The organism is Hymenobacter coccineus (assembly GCF_001816125.1).
In the GTDB taxonomy this organism is placed as follows: domain Bacteria; phylum Bacteroidota; class Bacteroidia; order Cytophagales; family Hymenobacteraceae; genus Hymenobacter; species Hymenobacter coccineus.
The window spans coordinates 15,359-33,446 of the sequence record NZ_MDZA01000328.1 but is presented as its reverse complement, the minus strand read 5'-3'; the positions used below and the strand labels follow the sequence as shown (position 1 = coordinate 33,446).

15 protein-coding genes and 3 tRNA genes are annotated in these 18,088 nt (G+C 63.0%); 9 read left to right on the top strand and 9 right to left on the bottom strand.

What is annotated here, in order from left to right; all coding sequences use genetic code 11:
- On the bottom strand, positions 1-239 hold a 239-nt coding region (locus BEN49_RS16910; RefSeq protein WP_141765695.1), incomplete at its 3' end, for a hypothetical protein.
- An 89-nt stretch (positions 240-328) separates the two neighbouring features.
- On the opposite strand from BEN49_RS16910, the gene BEN49_RS16905 reads away from it, so the two are divergent.
- Positions 329-416: transfer RNA gene (locus BEN49_RS16905), tRNA-Ser, on the top strand.
- 224 nt (positions 417-640) lie between these two features.
- Here BEN49_RS16905 and BEN49_RS27085 read toward each other — a convergent pair.
- The 3 genes from BEN49_RS27085 to BEN49_RS16895 form a co-directional block, all read right to left on the bottom strand.
- Complete coding sequence (locus BEN49_RS27085) at positions 641-901, bottom strand: hypothetical protein (RefSeq protein ID WP_125916962.1); 261 nt, start codon at positions 899-901, stop codon at positions 641-643.
- A 476-nt stretch (positions 902-1,377) separates the two neighbouring features.
- The gene (locus tag BEN49_RS16900) at positions 1,378-2,340 is read right to left on the bottom strand and encodes a ferritin-like domain-containing protein (protein ID WP_070745471.1); all 963 of its coding nucleotides are present in this window, start codon (positions 2,338-2,340) and stop codon (positions 1,378-1,380) included.
- A 46-nt stretch (positions 2,341-2,386) separates the two neighbouring features.
- The gene (locus BEN49_RS16895) at positions 2,387-3,115 is read right to left on the bottom strand and encodes a ferritin-like domain-containing protein (protein ID WP_239691985.1); all 729 of its coding nucleotides are present in this window, start codon (positions 3,113-3,115) and stop codon (positions 2,387-2,389) included.
- Between the two features lie 251 nt (positions 3,116-3,366).
- On the opposite strand from BEN49_RS16895, the gene BEN49_RS16890 reads away from it, so the two are divergent.
- The 4 genes from BEN49_RS16890 to BEN49_RS16875 all read left to right on the top strand — a co-directional run bounded on the left by BEN49_RS16890 (position 3,367) and on the right by BEN49_RS16875 (position 6,139).
- Positions 3,367-3,440, top strand: a tRNA-Pro gene (locus BEN49_RS16890).
- A gap of 18 nt (positions 3,441-3,458) precedes the next feature.
- A tRNA-Arg gene (locus BEN49_RS16885) sits at positions 3,459-3,532 on the top strand.
- A gap of 180 nt (positions 3,533-3,712) precedes the next feature.
- The gene (gene gyrB, locus BEN49_RS16880; RefSeq protein WP_070745465.1) at positions 3,713-5,698 is read left to right on the top strand and encodes a DNA topoisomerase (ATP-hydrolyzing) subunit B; all 1,986 of its coding nucleotides are present in this window, start codon (positions 3,713-3,715) and stop codon (positions 5,696-5,698) included.
- A gap of 57 nt (positions 5,699-5,755) precedes the next feature.
- Positions 5,756-6,139 carry a RidA family protein gene (locus tag BEN49_RS16875; RefSeq protein WP_070745462.1) on the top strand — a complete coding sequence of 128 codons (384 nt, stop codon included), beginning with the start codon at positions 5,756-5,758 and terminating at the stop codon, positions 6,137-6,139.
- 42 nt (positions 6,140-6,181) lie between these two features.
- Here BEN49_RS16875 and BEN49_RS28190 read toward each other — a convergent pair whose 3' ends face one another.
- Positions 6,182-6,343, bottom strand: a complete 162-nt coding sequence (locus tag BEN49_RS28190; RefSeq protein WP_158022979.1) for a hypothetical protein — start codon at positions 6,341-6,343, stop codon at positions 6,182-6,184.
- Between the two features lie 541 nt (positions 6,344-6,884).
- Between BEN49_RS28190 and ppk1 the strand changes: the two genes are divergently transcribed.
- Positions 6,885-9,221: a polyphosphate kinase 1 gene (gene ppk1 / locus BEN49_RS16870; protein ID WP_239691984.1), complete on the top strand. Its 2,337-nt coding sequence runs from the start codon at positions 6,885-6,887 to the stop codon at positions 9,219-9,221.
- 91 nt (positions 9,222-9,312) lie between these two features.
- Here ppk1 and BEN49_RS16865 read toward each other — a convergent pair whose 3' ends face one another.
- From BEN49_RS16865 to topA, 4 genes are all read right to left on the bottom strand, one after another.
- Positions 9,313-10,302 carry a Ppx/GppA phosphatase family protein gene (locus BEN49_RS16865; protein ID WP_083326200.1) on the bottom strand — a complete coding sequence of 330 codons (990 nt, stop codon included), beginning with the start codon at positions 10,300-10,302 and terminating at the stop codon, positions 9,313-9,315.
- 78 nt (positions 10,303-10,380) lie between these two features.
- A complete protein-coding gene (locus BEN49_RS16860; protein WP_070745459.1) occupies positions 10,381-11,082 on the bottom strand; it encodes an SIR2 family NAD-dependent protein deacylase in 702 nt (233 codons plus the stop codon).
- A gap of 103 nt (positions 11,083-11,185) precedes the next feature.
- Positions 11,186-12,082, bottom strand: a complete 897-nt coding sequence (locus BEN49_RS16855) for a DUF4846 domain-containing protein (RefSeq protein WP_083326199.1) — start codon at positions 12,080-12,082, stop codon at positions 11,186-11,188.
- A gap of 42 nt (positions 12,083-12,124) precedes the next feature.
- Positions 12,125-14,647, bottom strand: coding sequence for a type I DNA topoisomerase (gene topA, locus BEN49_RS16850; protein ID WP_070745453.1), 2,523 nt, complete (start codon positions 14,645-14,647; stop codon positions 12,125-12,127).
- 257 nt (positions 14,648-14,904) lie between these two features.
- Here topA and BEN49_RS29720 point away from each other — a divergent pair, with 257 nt between their 5' ends.
- From BEN49_RS29720 to BEN49_RS29710, 3 genes are read left to right on the top strand one after another with little or no spacing between them, the layout of a single operon-like run.
- Entirely contained in the window at positions 14,905-15,324 is a 420-nt protein-coding gene (locus BEN49_RS29720) for a methyl-accepting chemotaxis protein (RefSeq protein ID WP_070745450.1), read from the top strand.
- Complete coding sequence (locus tag BEN49_RS29715; RefSeq protein ID WP_070745446.1) at positions 15,321-16,241, top strand: HAMP domain-containing protein; 921 nt, start codon at positions 15,321-15,323, stop codon at positions 16,239-16,241. The genes BEN49_RS29720 and BEN49_RS29715 overlap by 4 nt, the downstream gene beginning before the upstream one ends.
- Positions 16,242-16,249: 8 nt before the next feature.
- Positions 16,250-18,085, top strand: coding sequence for a methyl-accepting chemotaxis protein (locus BEN49_RS29710; RefSeq protein ID WP_070745442.1), 1,836 nt, complete (start codon positions 16,250-16,252; stop codon positions 18,083-18,085).
- Positions 18,086-18,088 lie beyond the last annotated feature (3 nt).

Below are 18,088 nucleotides of genomic sequence, written 5' to 3'. Positions count from 1 at the left end.
CAGCCGCCAGTAGCAGGTCCCGGCCAGCAGGCGCAGCGGCAGCTCCAGGCCAGGCGGCCGGCGCGCTGCCCCAAGGCCCGCGCCAGGCGGCCGGTGCGCAGCACATAGGCCAGCACCAGCAGCAGGGCCAGCGCCGCCGCCGCCAGCGGCAAGCCAAAATCAGGGTAGGCCCAGGTAAGCAAGTAGGGGCGAAGGGAATAAGCGGTGGCTGGGGCCCCCAGGCCGGGCCCGGGGCGCAACAAAGATAATTTTTTTGGTGCCGCAACGCGGGTTTTTCAACCAGCCCCGTATATTTGCACCCGCTTCGGACGGAAGCGACCAGCCAATTGGAGAGATGGGTGAGTGGCTGAAACCAGTAGTTTGCTAAACTGCCGTAGCTCTAAAGGTTACCGGGGGTTCGAATCCCCCTCTCTCCACAAAAACCCCGCCTGCACCTCGCAGGCGGGGTTTTTTGCTTTAGAGCGTAGTGATAAAGAAGTCAAAGGGCAGTAAACGCACCATCAATTTCACGTTCGTAGTCCCACAATGATGGGCTTACTGCCTGCCCGGGCCCCAACGCCCAACGTCGGCTACGGGGCGGCCCTGGCAACAACGCAACCGCAGGAATGGTAGCTGGCCCAGCGGCCGTGCACGCAATGGGCTACGCCGCGGGGGGTTGGAACGTGGTGTGCCCGAAGGCCACAATTTGCTGCATGTCGCCAAACGATTCGTCGTAGAGCCGGTACAGCGCGGCGAGCAGCGCCGTGGCCTCGCGCGGGTCGTAGGCGGCCTGCATCCGTGCCCGGCGCGAGGGAAGTGCCCGGCGGTACGCGCGCCGCCAAGCGGTCAGCGACGCCTGCCACGGCTGTGCATGCGCCGCAAATTGCAGGGCAAATTCGCTCAGCGCCACGAGATGGTCCACTACGGCGGCATGGCTGGCGGGATCCGCCAGTAGCTCGCGCAACGCTTGGTGCGCCCGCGGCCGGGTGCAACGTACGGAGCCAGCAACTGCGCGAACGTTTTCGCCAACCGGCGCAAATCCGCCGCACGGGGCAGGGCCAACGGGTAGGCAACGGACGAGAACGAGCAGTGAGGCATTGAGGCCACACAAGCCGCGGGCGGGGCACAGCCGTGTGCAGCTGACTCGGTAAAGCCGCCTACCGGGTTGCCTGGGGCCGCAGGACAATGAAAGAAAACGGCTGCAACGGGCCCCTAGTAGATTAGTTGAAGCCGAATGCGTTGTTTTTTGAACGAAACGAAAGCATTGTTCGTGGGGCCCCCGCCAAGGAGTGCCTTTGACCATCTGCTCGCTGACAAGCAAGGGAAAGCTCGAACCGGCGTGCAACAAAAAAGCCCCGCCAATCGGCGGGGCTTCTTTATTACCGCACAGCAAAGTGCTTAGTTGAACAGCGCCGTGGGGTTGGCTGCGAAGTTCTTGGCGATGGCTTTCACCGTGGCCGCATCCAGGGGCTCATCGAACGCCTCTGCTCCGGCCGTGGAAGAAGCAATACCGCTGGTAGTCAGCGCGAGGCCCGCTTGGGTCGTGTTGTTCTCGGCGGGGTACTTGGTGGCGTCGGCGCCGGCGGCGTACGGGCTCACCATGGCGGGCGCGCCGGCCACGCCGTTGTTGGGCAGCAGGGCCCCGGGCGTCTCGTCGGGCGTAATCCAGCTTTTGGGGGCCGTGGCGCCCTGAATGCCGCCGCGCCGGAACGAGCGGATGCGCGACGAGTGCCGGGCCTCCACCGAGTGGATGTTGAGGGCGGCTTCCAGGATGTCCTTCTGGGTGATGAGGTTGGCCGCGCCGCCTTTGTAGGCGCGCACGCCGGTATCCACAAAGTTCTGGCCCACCAGCAGGAAGGTGGCGTTGTCGGTGAACATGCCGGTGGTGGGCGAGGTAGTGCCCCCCAGCGTGGCAAAGGCGGGCATCAGCGGCGAGCGGGTCTTGTTCTGCGAGGTCGTGTAGTCGTAGCCCGCCCGGGTGGGGTCGGCAATGGCCGCGGTCAGCAGCACGCCGCGCAAGGTGCTGATGTGCAGCTTCTCATCGTTGCGGATGATGGTAAAGGCCGCCGTTTGCTCGGGGGTGAGCAGGCCGGGCGAGTTCAGGGCCGTATCGTAGTAATAGTATTCGAGGTACTCTAGCTGCAAAGCCAGATTCAGGGTATCGATGACAACTTGGGGCAATGTGGCGGTTTGGCCATAGGCCTTGGTGAACAACGTGCTCACGGCCAGGGGTATGGCCGCGGCGGACACTTTCTTACCAAAGCCCAGGAAGTTGCGGAATACCGCGCGGCGGGGGTTGAACCGGTCGTATACCTCGGGGTCGACCTGGGCGATGTCGTCGATAATTTTAAATAAGTCCATGATCTATCTAAGCGAATGCAAATTGAAGGGAAGGGAGCGCGCGGCCTTACGCGAAATTGTTGGCACTGAGCTTGGAGCCAGCCATCAGGAAGTTATTGGCTGTGGCTAGCACCACCTGCGGGCGCTTCGATTTTTCCAGGCCCGTGGTGGTCGTGTCCACCACGTCGCTGGCCACGAAGGTGTTCGTGGTCATTAGCTCGCGGATGACGGCCGCGTGGCGCGCTTCCACCGACACAATTTTGCCCGCCAACGTGAGGTAATCCACGTTGCTGATGAAGCGGCCGGCTCCGTTGTAAGCCGCTACGCCCAGGTCTTCAAACGCCATGGCAGCGTTCAGCACGCCCATTTTGGCCGAGCCCGCCGCGGTCGTGCGCTGCGCGAAGTCGATGCCCGAAAAATCCGGCATCAAAGCATCGGTGATGCGGCCCGTGGCAATGGCCGCCTTGAAGAACTCCCGGTGAATGATTTCGTGGTCTTTCAGGTCGGAGAAAATGGCTTTCTCCGCCGCCGAAGCCGTGCCCGTGTAGTAGGCGCCGGCCACCACCTGGGTATAGAACGCGGCTTCGAGCTGCTCCAGCGCGTAGGCGTAGTTCAGGATGCCCGTATCGCCGGTGCCCACGTCGATGAGGCCGCTGCCGCTGGGCCCCGTGGTGTCGTCTTTGGAGCAACCGGCCAAGTACAAGCCGCCCAGCGCCAGGCCGGCGCTGGAATAACGCAAGAAGGACCGCCGGGCCACGGGCGCCAGCAGTGTCGGGGCGTCCGTTTCGGGCGCCACAGGATGGGAAGGAGGAAAGGATGACATAAAAAGGGTAGATTAGAAAAAGAAGGAACTCGACTACCACTACGGCGCCTGCGCCTTGCTATCCAATCGTTTGGCCGAAAACCGGTAGTAATACCGGCCACATCCGTATAAATAGGGAGGTGGGGCCCCGCGTGGAATTTGTGCCGTCCGGGTTGCGCATCCGGGTTTCTGCCGTACCTTTGTGCCATCGTAGGGCCCCGGCCATTAGTCCTGCGGGAAGTTTTCGGGGTGTAGCGTAGCCCGGTATCGCGTCTGCTTTGGGAGCAGAAGGTCGTAGGTTCGAATCCTGCCACCCCGACATAGTTGCCCCGGTTTCGACCCCGTAGCTCAGTTGGATAGAGCAGCTGCCTTCTAAGCAGCCGGTCTTTGGTTCGAATCCAAACGGGGCCACTTGTTGAACCGGCTTTTAAGCTGGTTTCAAGGTCCTAAAAAAAGCCCTTTCCGGCCCCGGGAAGGGCTTTTTTGTGGTCCGGGAAATATAGCGAGAAAGTAGGCCAAATGGAATAAAAAAGGTACTTTTGGTTGTTCTCTTAGTGGCTGGTTTTTGCAGCCGCTTTAATCCCCTTTTGCATGAGCGAAATAGCAGAAAAGAAGGCCCCCGCCGAATACACGGCCGATAGCATTCAGGTGCTGGAAGGACTGGAGGCCGTGCGCAAGCGCCCCAGCATGTACATCGGCGATACGGGCATTAAAGGCCTGCACCACTTGGTGTGGGAAGTAGTCGACAACTCCATCGACGAGGCCCTGGCCGGCCACTGCGACCGAATCGAGGTTACCATCAACGAAAACAACTCCGTGACCGTGCGCGACAACGGGCGCGGCATTCCCGTCGATTTCCACGCCAAGGAAGGCCGCTCGGCCCTCGAAGTGGTGATGACCGTGCTGCACGCCGGCGGCAAGTTTGACAAAGATTCCTACAAAGTATCCGGGGGCCTGCACGGCGTGGGCGTGAGCTGCGTGAACGCGCTGAGTACCGATTTGAAGGTGACCGTGCGCCGCAAAGGCCACATCTACGAGCAGGACTACAAAATTGGCGTGCCGCAGTACGCCGTGAAGGAGATTGGTGACACAGAGGAGCACGGCACGCAGGTCGATTTCCTGCCCGACGACAGCATCTTCACCGAAACCGTTTACAAGTACGACACCATCGCCACCCGCCTGCGCGAGCTTTCGTACCTCAACAAGGGCATCCGCATCACCCTGACGGACCGCCGCGAGCAGAACGCCGCGGGCACCGGCTTCCGCTACGAGGAATTTTACTCGGTGGGGGGCCTCAGCGAGTTCGTGCAGTACCTCGACAGCGCCCGCACGGTGCTCATGCCCCTGCCCATCCACGTGGTGAGCGAGAAGGGCGGCACACCGGTGGAAGTGGCCTTGCAATACAATTCCGACTACCAGGAGCACATCTACTCCTACGTCAACAACATCAATACCATCGAGGGCGGCACGCACGTGGCCGGCTTCCGCGCCGCGCTCACCCGCACCCTGAAGAACTACGCCGACAAGTCGGGCAAGCTCGAAAAGGCTAAAGTGGAGATTTCGGGCGAAGACTTCCGCGAGGGCCTCACGGCCGTTATTTCGGTGAAGGTGCAGGAGCCGCAGTTCGAAGGCCAGACCAAAACCAAGCTCGGCAACTCCGATGTGAGCGGCGCGGTGAACACCGTGGTGGGCGAAATTCTCCAGCAGTACCTGGAGGAAAACCCCCGCGAGGCCGGCATCATCGTCGAGAAGGTGATTCTGGCCGCCAAGGCCCGCATCGCCGCCCGGAAGGCCCGCGAAATGGTGCAGCGCAAAACCGTGCTGGGCTCCAACTCGCTGCCCGGCAAGCTGGCCGACTGCTCGGAATCGGACCCCGAAATCTGCGAGCTGTACCTGGTGGAAGGGGACTCGGCCGGTGGCACCGCCAAGCAGGGCCGCAACCGGGCATTCCAGGCCATTCTGCCGCTGCGTGGCAAAATCCTGAACGTGGAGAAAGCCCAGGAGCACCGCATCCTGGAGAACGAGGAAATCAGGAACATGATTACGGCCCTGGGCGTGACCTTCGGCACGCCCGCCGACCCGGAGAAGGGCATCGAAGCCGACGCCAAGGCCCTGAACTTGGCCAAGCTGCGCTACCACAAGGTCATCATCATGACCGATGCCGACGTGGACGGCTCCCACATCCGTACCCTGATCCTCACGTTCTTCTTCCGCTACATGCGGGCCCTGGTCGACAGTGGCTATATCTACATCGCCCAGCCGCCGTTCTACCTCGTGAAGCGCGGCAAGGAAGAGCGCTACTGCTGGACCGAAGAGGAGCGCCAGCGGGCCCAGGAGGAGCTGGGCCGCGGCAAGCCCGACACGGTGAACGTGCAGCGCTACAAAGGCTTGGGCGAGATGAACGCCGAGCAGCTCTGGCAAACCACCATGCAGCCCGAAACCCGCTCCCTAAAGCAAGTAAATGTGGACTCGGCCGTGGAAGCCGACCACCTGTTCTCGATGCTGATGGGCGACGAAGTGGCCCCCCGGCGCGAGTTCATCGAGCAAAACGCCAAGTACGCCAAGGTTGACGTCTAATTTATTTTTAATAGAAAGGCCCGCTGTAAAGCGGGCCTTTTCTTTTTCTGCCCAGCCATGACGCGACAACTTATTTCATCGGGGGCCCCCTGGGAACCCGTAGTGGGCTACTCCCGCGCCGTGCGCGTGGGCAACGTGGTGGAAGTAGCCGGCACCACCGCCCAGGACGGCGACGCCGTGACGGGCAGCGATGCCTACGCCCAAACCAAGCGGGTACTGGAGAAAATCGGCGAGGCGCTGGCCGCCGCTGGGGCCTCATTTGAGCACGTAGTACGCACGCGCATGTTCGTGACCGACATCCGCGCGTGGGAGGCCATTGGGCGGGCCCACGGGGAGGTATTCGGCACTATTCGCCCCGCCACCACGATGGTGCAAGTAGCGGCACTGATTGACCCCCGCCTACTCGTCGAAATTGAAGCCACAGCCATTATCACGGAATAATGCCCTTTCGCTGACAGAGCGTGCCGATTACCCAGTCCACAATTACAGCTTATTGCTTTCGAGTGGGGCCCCGTAGCCGACGAGCAGATGCATACGCAACCCGGGAGCTGCTGCATCATCGTGTTCACCGTGCCCAAAAATCATTTCGGCATCTTCGCCTTGCGCATTTTGGATATATTCTGTGATGTAGGTCAGCTCATCCATCTCCAAATCGGCGCTGGGGTGGCTGGTGATGCTGAGCAGGATGGTGCACCGGACCGGCGGGGGTGGGCCCGTGGTGGTGGAGTTGCAGGGCCGCTACGGCCTGTGCGGCGCGGCCGGGCCCCGGCCGTTGCCGTAGCGATACCGAAACTGGCGACGGGGGCCAACGTGGTGCGGATGTCGCCGGCGTCTATATTGACATCTTGTTCTATCAGCGTCAACGCGCACAATTCCGCGAGCCGGGCCAGCGTGAGCGAGCGGGCGGCTCGGTGGGTGGGGGTGGGGCGAAAGCTGGTGCGGTGCTCCCACTCCGTGAGCAAGGGTTTCGGCCAACGCGTGGGCGGGCGGGATGGGGGAGGCAGACTGCATGGCAATGACGGATTGGTGGGGCCCCAAAGGTGATGCACCACCACGCCAAAGTGTGTCGTTTTCGACCAGGGTTGGGTTTTTATTTAGGGCCCCGGCCCGGACAGCCACGCAGGCGGTTGTTATTTTACTGCCTGATGGCCGCCCTGCGCCCCGATGCGCGTTAATTCCCTGTCCTATGAAACTGTTCAAGTCCGCCGACCTTATCCGCAAGAGCAAGTACATCAGCCGCGATTTAAGCTGGATGCGGTTTAACTACCGGGTGCTCGACCAGGCCCAGGACACGGGCAAGAGCCTGTTTGACCGCCTCAAGTTCCTGGCCATCACCAGCTCTAACCTCGACGAATTTTTTATGATTCGGGTGGGGTCGCTCTACAATTACCTCGATTACGGCAAGGAACGGGTAGACTATTCGGGGCTGCGGGAGCTGCCGTTTCGGCGCAAGCTGCTCGATTTTGCCCACCGCTTCGTCAACGACCAGAGCCTGACGTACGTGAACGAGCTGAAGCCGGTGTTTGAGAAAAACGGCTTTAGTATTCTGAAAGTAAGTGAGTTGACGGAGATTGAGGCCCGCAAGGCCGATGGCTACTTCAAGAACACGGTGTTTCCGCTGCTCACGCCGATGGTGTACGATGCCTACCACGGCTTCCCGCTGATAATGAACCAGATGCTCATTTTCGGGGTGGTGACGCGGGCCAGCAACCCGGGGGCCCTGGGTTTGGACGAGGAAACCGAAAAAGGACAGGAGCGCCTCACCTTCGTGCAGATCCCGCAAAACCTGACGCGGTTTTTTGAGTTGCAGCGCAAGGACCGGGTGATTTTTGTGCCCATTGAGGAAATTGTGCGCGAATACCTGCCCCGGCTTTTCCGCAACGTCGAAATCCTGTCGGCCGACCTGATGCGCATCACCCGTAACGGCGATTTCACGCTGGAAGAGTCCGACGACATTGACAACGACTTCATCAAGGAAATTCAGGTGGGCCTGAAAACCCGCAAGCGCGGCCGCGTGGTGCGCGTGGAAGTGGAGCCCAACGCCTCGCCGCTGCTGATGGAAGTGCTGCGCGAGCGGTGGAACATTGACAACGGCAATATCTTCGTCATCAGCGCTTTGCTGGATATGAAAGGGCTGTGGCAGATCATTCGCCACCCCAATTTCCGGGGCAAAGGGGCCAAATTGCCCGCTCCGGTGATGCCCCTGAGCCTGCCCGAAGGCGCCGAGGACAACCTCTTCGAGTACCTCAAGCACCACGACGTGCTGCTGCACCACCCCTACAACAGCATCGAGCCGATGGTGCGCCTGCTGGAGCAAGCCGCCGAAGACCCGCAGGTGCTGGGCATCAAGCAGACGATTTACCGGCTCGCCGACGAGTCGCGGGTGAGCGCGGCGCTGCTAAAAGCAGCCGAAAATGGCAAGCACGTATCGGTGCTGTTCGAGGTGAAGGCGCGCTTTGATGAGGAGAAAAATATCCGCGAAGGGGCCCGGCTGGAAAAGGCTGGCTGCTTCGTGATTTATGGGGTGAGCAAGTACAAGACGCACACTAAGTTGCTGATGATCATCCGCAAGGAAGGGGAGAAGGTGACGCGCTACGTGCACATCGGCTCGGGCAACTACAACGAGCAAACCTCGCGCCTCTACACCGACATCAGCATGCTGACGACCAACGACACGTATGGCCACGACGTGTCGGAATTTTTCAACGTCATCACTGGCCATTCGCAGCCCGACAACTACGAGTACCTTATTACGGCCCCCAAGGACATGCGCCAACAGCTCATCCACTTGGTGCGCGAGGAGGTGAAGCACGCCAAGAAGGGCCAGGCCAGCGGCATTGTGATGAAGATGAACTCTTTGGAAGACAAGGAGTTGATTGACGAATTTTACAAGGCGGCGAAGGCCGGCGTGCCCATCCGGTTCATTGTACGGGGCATTTGCTGCCTGCGGCCGGGTCGGCCGGGGCTGAGCGACAACATCGAGGTGCGCAGCATTGTGGGCGAGTACTTGGAGCACGCGCGGCTGTTCTACTTCCACAACGGCGGCGACGCCCGCGTGTACGCCGGCTCGGCCGACGTGATGGTGCGCTCCTTCGACCGGCGCATCGAGGCCCTGTTTCTGATTGTGAACCCACAGCTGCGGCGCGAGTCCATCAAAATACTGATGCTCAACCTACTGGATAACCAGAATAGCTACGTAATGCGCGAGGACGGGGCCTACATTCGGCAGCGCCCGGCCGCCGGCGAGCCCGTGGTGAACGTGCACAAAGACTTCTACAAGCGCGACGAGGCCCAGCTGGCCCTGGCCACGCCCGAAGGCTTATTGGCCCTGCTGGCCCAGCAAGCCACCCGCCGCCAGGAAATAGCCGCCGCCCTGGTCGCCGTCGAAACCGAAGCCGCCGCAGTTGCCGCCCAGGCCGAAGCCCAGGGCCCCGATTCGACCTTTGGCGAGGGCATTGGCGACGAGGAAAACCTGACCGGCGTCCATACGGAAGCCGAGGCAGTGCAGGCAGGGTTGGAGTAATGGTTTCAAGGGGCCGTGGGGCCCCTAAAACGTCGGTTGTTTGACAGGAATGCGCTGTCAAACCAACCGACGATGTGTCCTCAAGCGCCCACTACTCCATGCCGGCGGGCTGGTTGCGCACGTCGGGCACGGGCGGGTGAGCGGGGTGGCCGCTGGCGGGGCTGATTTCGTCGAAATGCTCCTCGAACAGGGCCTGGAGCATGCCGTCTTTCAGGCCAATATCGGGCACGATCATGCTGCTCACGTTGGCCCAGTGCATGGCCGAGAGGTAGATGTGGCCAGCGGGAACGATGACGTCGGCGCGGTCGGGGTTGAGCATGGCCACGTTCACGCGCTCCTCCATGGTGAGGCCGGCGAGGCGGGCCAGGATGGTTTCGAGGCTGCGGCGGGCCACGGCCTTGTTGGGCGCAGCCGGCGACATGGTGTAGAGCTTGTTGATGTTGCCGCCCGTACCGATGGCGCGGGTGACGTGGTAGCGGCGGGCGTTTTCGCGCACCCAGGCCTCCATGCGGGCCCAAAGCTCGTCCTGGGGCCCCGTGCTGGGGCCCCCGCTTTCCTCCTGCTGCATCCGGCGGATGGAGCCGATTTCAAACGACTGCGCGGCGACCTTACGGCGGTCGTGGTAGATGTTGAACTCGGTGCTGCCGCCGCCCACGTCGATGTGCAGGTAGTGCTTGTTGTCTTCCAGCAGGTGCTCGATGACGCGGTTGATGTAGAACGCTTCGTCTTGGCCATCAATCACCTGGATGTGCAGGCCCAGCTCTTCGCGCACGCGGGTGGCAATGGCCGCGCCGTTGGTGGCGCCGCGCATGGCCGAAGTGGCGCAGATGAGGTGGTGGGCCACTTCGTGCACCTCCATCAGCAGCTTGAGCGAGTGCAGGAACTTGACGAATTTCTCCTCCTTAAGGGGCGAAATCTGGCCGGTGGCGAACACGTCTTCGCCGAGCCGCATGGGGTAGCGCACGTACTCGACGCGCTTGAGCCGGAACTTGCCCTCGTAATTCAGCACGGCCGAAATCTGGCACCGCACCGCGTTGGAGCCGATGTCGATGACGGCCAGTTTGCAAAGCGGAAACTGCACAGGCAAAAAAAATGGGTGATTGGAAGCGGGCAAAGGTAGCGCGGGCCAGCTACCCCGGCTGTACCCGCGCTGTCGGGGCTATAGGGCCCCTGATTTGGCCCCCAGCTCGGCCAGTATTTCGGGCACGCCCGTGCTGGCCGGGGCCACTATGTAGCGCACACCGCGCCGGCCGGCGGGCGGCTGGTGCGGGTCGATGACGAACACCGGGCACGCGGCCGGGGCGTAGTGCAGCAGCCCGGCGGCGGGGTACACTTGCAAAGAGGTGCCCACCACCAGCAGCGCGTCGGCGGTGGCCACGGTTTCGGCGGCTTCCTCAATGGCGGGCACCATTTCGCCAAACCACACGATGTGCGGCCGCAGCTGGGTGCCGTCGGGGCCCAAATCGCCGAGCTGGATGTCGCCGGTGCAGTCGTAGATCGTGGTTTCGTCGGCCACGGTGCGCATCTGGCGCAGCATGCCGTGCAAGTGCAGCACGTCGGTCGAGCCGGCGCGCTCGTGCAGGTCGTCCACGTTCTGGGTGATGATGCTTACGTGCCAGTCGGAGTGCGCCTCAAAGCCTGCCAGGGCCCGGTGCGCAGCGTTGGGCTGCACACCCTCGGCCTGCCGCCGCCGCTGGTTATAAAAGTCGAGCACCGGCGCGGGGTTGCGGGCAAAGCCTTCGGGCGAGGCCACGTCCTCCACGCGGTGGTCTTCCCAGAGCCCGTTGGTGTCGCGGAACGTGCGGATGCCGGACTCGGCCGAAACGCCGGCGCCGGTAAGAACAACGAGGTGCTTCTTCATAGTGCTTGGTTTTGAGCCGCGGCAAAAACAACGGCGGGGAACGTGATAGTGCAAAAGTGGTGCGCCGCGCCGCTGCAACCAACGCGGGCCGGGCGCCTCTCCTTCAAAACCGCCCCAGCTCACTACTTGCAAAGTCCCACTCCGGCGTAGCTACCCGGGCCGCCGCCGGCTGTACCCTAAACCAGGCCCCGAGTGCGGGCTCAGCCACGTTGCGCAGCACATGAATGCTTTGGGCAGGCATATAGCTCTGGGCCAGTAGCATAAACCGCTGGCCGGTAGCGGGGTTTTCGGCCACGTCCGCCACCAGCACGGCGTGGCCCGGGGCCCCCCCGTGGATGAGCACGTCGCCGGGCTGCACTTCGGCCAGGGGCACGGGACCCAGCTCGCGGCGCAGCGACAAGGTGCCCGCGTAGCCAAACGTGGGCACGAGGTAGCGGGCCAGGGCCGCGTGGGTGGGCGCTTCGGTGGCCTTGGGGGCGGGTTGGACTTCTTCCTCCACCACCCGAAAGGTGCGGCCGGCCACGTAGTCGGAAAACCAGAAATCGTAGCCCGTGGTGAGGTGGAAATGCACCCGGTTGGGGTCGAGGGAAAATAAGTACTCCGCCCGCAGCCGGATGACGGCATCGGCGCATTGCTGGAGGTCGGTGGGCCCCACGTCGATGTCAACCACGGCGGCCACTACATCTTGGCGGTCCTTCAGCCGGCCGTTGTAGAGGCGGGCGGGGGTGCCGGCGGCGCGCAGGGGCAGGTAGCGCAGCCACTCGCCCCACGAGCCAGACGCCACCGCTACGCGCCGGCACCCGGCCGGTACCGCAAACCGGACGGCCAGCGCCCTATCAGGGCGGCCTGGCTGCCCCAGCCACGGGTAAGTGGGCGGGGCGCGCCGGCCGTGGGGGCCCCAGGCGCACTGGCCGGCGCGCCCATTAGCTGCGCTGCCAATACTGCTGTGAATAAGAATAATAGGGCCATGACGAGAGCCAAAAAAAAGCCCGTATTGCACGGGCTTTTTTGGTGGTTGCTACCCAACGCGGGGCGTCCGGGATCATTTCGCCTCGGCAGTGGCCTTTTTGGCAGCGGCGGGCTTCTTGGCGGCGGCAGCAGGGGCCTTGGCTTTGGCGGCCGGGGCTTTTTTAGCAGCCGGCTTCTTCGCCGCGGGCTTTTTGGCGGCGGCGGGCTTTTTCTTGGCGGGCTCGTCGGTTTTGTCCTCCTTGGCGGGGGCTGCCTTCTTGCCGAAGCGGCCGCCTTTGGCGGGCTTATCGGGCGTGGCCTCGGCCAGTTCCAGGCAGCGCTCCAGGGTCAGGTCGGCGGGCTCCTCGCCCTTCGGAATCTTCACGTTCTTCTTGCCCGCCACGATGTAGGGCCCGAAGCGCCCGTTGAGCACCTGGATGTCCGGGTTTTCGGGGAATGCCTTGATGAGGCGCTCGGCGTCGGTTTTGCGCTTGTTCTCAATCAGCGCTACGGCCTCTTCGGCGTTGATGGTGTGCGGGTCCTGCTCCTTGGTAAGGGAGAAAAACTTGCTGTCGTGGCGCACGTAGGGCCCAAAGCGGCCCAGGTTGGCCGTCATGTCCTTGTCCTCGAACTGCCCCACAATGCGCGGCAGTTTGAACAACTCCAGGGCATCTTCCAGGGTCAGGTTTTCAATGAACTGGCCTTTGCGCAGGTTGGCGTAGGTGGGTTTTACCTCGCCGTCGGGGTCGCCCAGGGCCACGTAGGGGCCGTATTTACCCAGGCGGGCGGTTATCTTCTCGCCCGTTTCGGGGTGCACGCCCAGCTCGCGGGTGCTGCCCAAGGTGCTGCGCTCGATGTCCTGCCCGGCCTCAATGGTCGCGTGGAACTTGCTGTAGAAGCCGGTCAGCATCTTCGTCCAGTCCTCGTGGCCGTTGGCAATCTGGTCGAACTCGTCCTCCACCTTGGCCGTGAACTGGAAGTCTACCACCGTGGGGAAGTGCGCCACCAGGAAATCGTTGACCACCATGGCCGTATCCGTTGGGAAGAGCTTGGCCTTCTCAGCGCCGTAGTTCTCCGTCTTTTCTTCGGTCTGCACCGTGGGGCCCTCCAGCGTCAGCACGTGGAACTTGCGCTCCTTGCCCTCGCGGGTATCCTTTTCCACGTACCCGCGCTTCTGCACCGTGCTGATGGTGGGGGCGTAGGTAGAAGGGCGGCCGATGCCCAGCTCCTCGAGCTTCTTCACCAGCGAGGCCTCAGTGTAGCGGGCCGGCGGGGCCGAAAACCGCTCCGTGGCGCTGAAGCGCAGCAGGGGCAGGGCCTGGCCCACGCTCAGCGGGGGCAGGCCGCGCGAGAAGCTGCTTTCGCCGTCCTTGGCCGCGTCGTCCTCGTCCTCGTCGTCCTTGCTCTCCGCGTACACTTTCAGAAAGCCCTCAAACGTAATCACTTCACCCGTGGCCGTGAGCGTGGTGCCTGGTTGCGTGCTGATGCCAATCACGGCCGTGGTACGCTCGATGATGGCCTCCGCCATCTGCGAGGCCATGGCCCGCTTGCGGATCAGGTCGTAGAGACGCTGCTCCGAGGCGTCGGCCCCGGCCTTCACGGCCCCAAAATCGGTGGGGCGGATGGCTTCGTGGGCCTCCTGGGCCGAGGCCGACTTGGTTTTGAAGGTGCGCTGGTGGTGGTATTCGGCGCCATATGCCGCCGTAATGGCGTCCTGGGCCCCCATCTGCGCGTCCTGCGACAAGTTCACCGAGTCGGTCCGCATGTAGCTGATTTTGCCAGCTTCGTACAGCTTCTGGGCCACGCTCATGGTCTGGGCCACCGAGTAGCCCAGCTTGCGCGAGGCCTCCTGCTGGAGCGTGCTCGTGGTAAATGGGGCCGCCGGGCTGCGCTTGCCGGGCTTTTTGTCGAGACTTTCAATCTGGTACGTGGCCCCCACACAATTGCCCAGAAAGGCCTCGGCTTCGGCGCGGGTCTTGAAGCGCGTGGGCAGCTCCGCTTCCAGCACGGCCCCGCGGCCGGCGTCGAAGCGGGCCACCACGCGGTAGGCGCTGGCGCTGAGGAAGTGGCTCACTTCGCGCTCGCGCTCCACTACCAGGCGCACGGCCACGCTCTGCACGCGGCCGGCACTCAGGCCGGGCTTCACCTTTTTCCAAAGCACGGGGCTCAGCTCAAAGCCCACGAGGCGGTCGAGCACACGGCGGGCCTGCTGGGCGTTCACCAAGTTCTGGTCCACCTCGCGCGGGCTGGCAATGGCCCCCAGGATGGCATTTTTAGTGATTTCGCGGAACACAATGCGCCGGGTTTTGGCCGGGGCCAAGTTCAGCGTTTCGGCCAGGTGCCACGAAATGGCTTCGCCCTCGCGGTCGTCATCACTCGCCAACCACACGGTTTCAGCTTCTTTCGAGAGCTTCTTCAGCTGCGCAATCAGCTCTTTTTTGTCGGCTGATACCACATAAGTGGGCTTAAAACCATTGGCGATGTCGATGGCATTGTTGTCTTTGGGCAGGTCGCGCACGTGGCCGTAGCTAGAGCGCACCACAAAGTCCTGGCCCAGGTAGCCTTCAATAGTTTTGGCCTTGGCCGGCGATTCGACGATGACTAAATTCTTAACCATAAAGCGGAAAGGAGTAGAGAGCGAGCATAGTGCTAAGGTAGACGTAACGAGAAAACGGCGGCCGTAGATTAGAAGATTACAAGTATGGGGCGTAAAGATGCCGCAATAATCCCATCCGGGGCCCTGTTCTCTCACAACAACCCCGCCGCAATCCCGGTTTCGGCCCGCCCCGCCCCGCCTATCTTTGCAAACACGGCCCTGGCGGGCGACCTTCGCCCGGCGGCCCTCCCTTCCCACGCTATACCTACCCTCAACCTATGGCTTCCCCCAAAACTCCGCAACCCAAGCCCCGGCGGGCCGCCGCCGCCGCGGAGGAGGCCCCCGCCGCCGTTGCGCCCGCCGTGTTGCCCGATGGTACCCGCACTCCCAACGACCTGACCCGCAAGCGCGGCAGTTCGCGCGGCTCCATCGACACCCAGGATCCGGGCTACGTCAACGACCAGCTCAACCGGGTGCTCTACGCGCTCGATGCCTTTAAGAAGGGCGACGTGAGCGTGCGCCTGACCAAGCAAAACGACGACATCTTCTCAGAAATTGCCGAAGCCTACAACTCCATGGTCGCCATGATCGGCGGGGTGGGAGGCGAGGTGTCGCGCATTAGCAAGGTGGCCGGCGTGGAAGGCAACCTCAAGGCCCGGGCTCGGCCGACGGGGCCTCGGGCTTCTGGCGCGACATGATCAACAACATCAACGGCCTGGTGGACAGCATCGCCGTGCCGGTGTTGGAGGTGGGCAAGGTGCTGAAAAACATTAGCCGCGGCAACCTCGACGAGAGCTTCCAGATTCCGGTGTCGGGCGACTTCAAGGTGATGGCTGAAACCATCAACAAGACGATTGACAACCTGAACGTGTTTGCCTCCGAGGTGAGCCGCGTGGCCCAGGACGTGGGCACCGAGGGCCGCTTGGGCGGCCAAGCCGTGGTGCCTAATGCCGGCGGGGTGTGGAAGGAGCTGACGGACAATGTGAACACGATGGCGCTGAATCTGACAAGCCAGGTGCGCGACATTGCCAACGTGGCCACCGCAGTGGCCCGCGGCGACCTCAGCCAGAAAGTAACCGTGGAGCTGAAAGGCGAGCTGTTGCAGCTCAAGCAGAACCTCAACGGCATGGTGGATTCGCTCAACCTGTTTGCTGGCGAGGTGAGCCGCGTGGCCCAGGACGTAGGCACCGAGGGCCAGCTCGGCGGCCAGGCCCTGGTGCCCGGCGTGAGCGGCGTGTGGAAAGGCCTGACGGATAACGTGAACAACATGGCGGCGAACCTGACGAGCCAGGTGCGTGACATTGCCAACGTTGCCACGGCCGTAGCCCGCGGCGACCTGAGCCAGAAGATGACGGTGAACGTGAAGGGCGAAATCCTGGAGCTGAAAAATATTCTCAACCAGATGGTGGACTCGCTGAACGTGTTCGGCGACGAGGTGACGCGGGTGGCCCGCGAGGTGGGCACAGAGGGCAAGCTCGGCGGCCAGGCCGTGGTGCCCCGGGCCGCCGGCACCTGGAAGGAGCTGACGGACAACGTGAACACGATGGCGGCGAACCTGACTTCTCAGGTGCGCGACATTGCCAACGTGGCCACGGCCGTGCGCGGGGCGACCTGAGCCAGAAAATGACGGTGGACGCGCAGGGCGAGATCCTGGACCTGAAGAACATCCTGAGCCAGATGGTGGACTCGCTCAACATCTTCGCCGGCGAGGTGACCCGCGTGGCCCGCGAGGTGGGCACTGAGGGCCAGCTTGGCGGCCAGGCCAACGTGCCCGACGTATCGGGCACTTGGAAAGACCTGACGGACAACGTGAACGTGATGGCGGCCAACCTGACGACGCAGGTACGCGGCATTGTGGCGGTGGTAACGGCCGTGAGCCAGGGTGACCTGACCCGCAAACTGACGCTGGAAGCGGCCGGCGAAGTAGCCGACCTGGCCGCTACCATCAACCGCATGGTGGACGACCTGAACCGCCTGGCCTCGGAAGTGAGCCGCGTGGCCCGCGTGGCCGGCGCCGAGGGCAAGCTCACCGAGCGAGCCACCGTAACTGACGTGTCGGGCTCGTGGAAAGAGTTGGTAGACACCCTCAACGCCCTGCTGGAGGCCATTGCCCTACCGGTGCTAGAGGTGAGCCGCGTGGTGCGCGCCATCTCGGAAGGCGACTTTACCCAACAGGTGGAGGTGCAGACGGCCGGCGACCTCGAAACCATGAGCAGCGCCCTGAACCTGGCCGTGGTGAGTGTGAACGACTTGCTAAGCGAAATCAACGACTCGGCCCAGGTGGTGGGCACTTCTTCCGAAGAGATGGTGGAGAAGGGCCAGGCCATGAGCAGCGTGACGGCCAACGTGGCGCTGGCCATGCAGCAAATGGCCGAGGGGGCCCAGAACCAGGCCCTCAAAACCGACCAGGCCTTTAAGCTGATCGAGGAAATTATGCAGGCCACCAAGGAAACGGCTGACAAGGCCGACGTGGTGAACAAATCGGCCATCATGGGCGAACAAACCTCGCAGCTGGGCCTGAAAACGGTGGCCGAAGTGGTGAAAAATATGGAAGAAATTTCCAGCGCCGCCTCGCAAACCTCGCGCACCATCGAAGTGCTGAGCACCCGCTCGCAGGAAATCAGCAAGTCGCTGAGCGTGATTACGGACATTGCGTCCCAGACCAACCTGCTGGCTTTGAACGCCGCCATCGAAGCGGCCCGGGCCGGCGAGGCAGGCCGGGGCTTTGCCGTGGTGGCCGAGGAAATCCGCAAGCTGGCCGAAAGCTCGCGAAAGTCGGCCAGTGAAATCGGTACCTTGGTGGACGACGTGAAGAAGGATACCACCACCGCCGCCACGGCCATCAGCACGATGGAAGGGCGGGTACTGAAGGGCAAAAATGCCACGTTCGAGGCCAGCGCGGCCTTTAAAAACATTGCCACCAGCAGCGGGGAAACCCTGCGCAGTTCGCGCGAAATCCTCACCGCCACTGAGGTGCAGCGCACTTCGATTGGCGACGTAGTGAAGTACGTGGAGGAAGTGGTGGCCATTGCCGAGCAGACCGCCACCGGCACCCAGCAGGTGGCCGGCACGGCCCAGCAGCTGAGCACCTCCATGCAGGAGCTGACCACCAGCAGCCAGCGCCTCACCGACATTGCCGACGACTTGCAGCTCGGCCTCTCAGCCTTCCAGCTCGGCGACTACGTGGAGGCCGAACCAGAGCCCGAGCCGGAGCCCGCACCGCCGGTGCGCCGCCGCATCATCGCCCGCACCAGTACCCACAGCCAGCCCCCCGCCCCGAGCAACGCGCCGCGGCCAGCAACGGCCAAAAGGCCGCGGGGGCCCCCAAGGCAGCCCCCGTGCCCGCGGCTAAGTCGGCTGCGCGGGTTGTGCGCAAAACGACTGCTGCCGGGGCCCCCGCTGCTCCCGCGCCAATCACCAATGGCCAATCTGCTCCTAAGGCGCGCCCACAAAAAGTGAAGC